This is a genomic window from Runella sp. R5_40 (assembly GCF_057652295.1).
This window is the reverse complement of record NZ_JBYFCH010000058.1, coordinates 1-1,818: the sequence shown is the minus strand read 5'-3', so window position 1 is coordinate 1,818 and position 1,818 is coordinate 1. Positions and strand designations below refer to the sequence as shown.

At 48.1% G+C, this 1,818-nt stretch carries 2 protein-coding genes and 1 pseudogene; all 3 read left to right on the top strand.

The genetic code is table 11. The features are described from left to right. Positions 1-564 precede the first annotated feature (564 nt). Positions 565-999 (top strand): annotated as a pseudogene (locus tag AC23N5_RS31345) (tyrosine-type recombinase/integrase); the annotation flags it as partial. Beyond that, a complete protein-coding gene (locus AC23N5_RS31340; RefSeq protein ID WP_487758550.1) occupies positions 942-1,136 on the top strand; it encodes a tyrosine-type recombinase/integrase in 195 nt (64 codons plus the stop codon). The pseudogene AC23N5_RS31345 and the gene AC23N5_RS31340, both read left to right, overlap by 58 nt. Further along, positions 1,115-1,818: IS91 family transposase (locus AC23N5_RS31335; protein ID WP_487758549.1), on the top strand; the 704-nt coding region annotated here is incomplete at its 3' end. The genes AC23N5_RS31340 and AC23N5_RS31335, both read left to right, overlap by 22 nt.

Below are 1,818 nucleotides of genomic sequence, written 5' to 3'. Positions count from 1 at the left end.
CGTCACCCCGCCTGACGCAAAACCGATGTTGAACAAAACCTTCGGTAGCTATATCTCGACAAAAGGGTTAATTTTAAGGCTAATTTAAACTTAAAATTAATCATGACAAAAAAAGAATTCTGATGAGCTACGGGAAAATACGCTCATCAATCGCGCCATTAGAGAAGTGCCTGGTTTTCAGGAATTAATCCGCCGTTTTGAGCGTAGTATTTCGATACTTGGCCGCAGCCCGAGCACATTTAAGAACTATTCGATGCACGTAGCAGCCATTGCGCTACATTATGGCAAAATCCCCACTGAACTCGATCAAGAGCAGGTACATCGCAGCGGCGCACCGTGAGTACCTATTTATGCTTCAACAACGGAGCATAACCCCCTCCCAAACCTAGACAAGGTGTCCCCCGTTTAAACACACCGTTTATGGTCTTCGATTTCTTTTAAAGAGCGAAGGGCTTCCTTATAGCTATCTTCATTTACCCGAGATAAAAAAGTCGTCTAAACTACCCGTTGTTTTGAGCAAGCAGGAGGTATGGGCTATGCTCAAATCGGACCGCCGAAGCGGCTTGCAGTTTACTCAAACATAAGGTGCTAATGGGTCTTCTTTACGGTTGCGGACTGCGCTGTTTGGAAGTTCGGAGTGTACGTTTGGCCGATTTAGACTTTGACCGTAGGCAACTAAAAGTAGTGCAGGGCAAAGGGAAGAAAGATCGTTATGTGCCACTGTCAGAGCATCTTATTCGTGGTCTGAGGAGTTACATTTCGGCAGAGCAACCGCAAGAATATTTGTTTGGCGGCATTGCAATTTTTGACCGCGCTGGCGGTGATTTCGATTCTCGTTACAGCCAGAAATCGGACCGCCGAAGCGGGGGTACAGTGGGCAGTAAAGGAGGCGGCCAAACGAGCGGGTATATTGAAGGACGTACACCGCGTCGGCGGTCCGAGTGCATACGCTCAGACATACCTGTGCGACTCATTTGTTGGAAGATGGGCTGGATATAATCAGTGTGAAGAATTTTCTGGGACATGAAAGTATTGAAACCACGATGTTGTACCTGCATGTGGCGCAGTTGCAGAGCAAAGCTGTTTTCAGCCCTCTTGATACGCTGTTTTCGGAGTGCAGCCCAAGTACGAAGTAGCCGATGTGTTGACGGGGCTGGGCGATGATATTGAAGACTTGGGGTTAAACGGTTGGCAACTGCGCGCTTTACGAGCCATACATTATTGTCGGACATCGGTGATGGGCGGCCATGTGGACGCTTGTGACGCCTGTGGTCATATCAGCATTAGCTACAACTCATGCCGCAATCGCCATTGTCCCAAGTGTCAAGGCCACAAGCGAGAAGAGTGGATACTGGCACGGGAGGCCGATTTACTGCCTGTGCCCTATTTCCACGTCGTCTTCACTTTACCCTCCGAGCTCAATGAACTGGCTTTGCATAGACCCAAGCAGGTGTATGATTCCCTTTTTAGGGCTGCTTGGCAGACTTTGTCAACCTTCGGCAGTAATAAGGGCTTGCAAATGGGCATGATTGCGATACTCCATACATGGGGTCAAAACTTATCACTTCATCCACACCTACACTGTATCATTCCAGGCGGAGGTGTGGATGCCAAGGGTAATTGGCAAAACTTGCGGGCAGATGGTAAGTTTTTGTTTGCAGTAAAAGCCATGGGCAAGGTGTTTAGAGCCAAGTATGTAGCAGAGCTGCGCAAAAAATTGGAGATTGACAAAGCCCTTAGAGAGGAGCTGTTTGCCAGAAATTGGATTGTCTATGCCAAGCGACCATTTGGTTCTGCGAAGTCAGTGGTGGAATATTT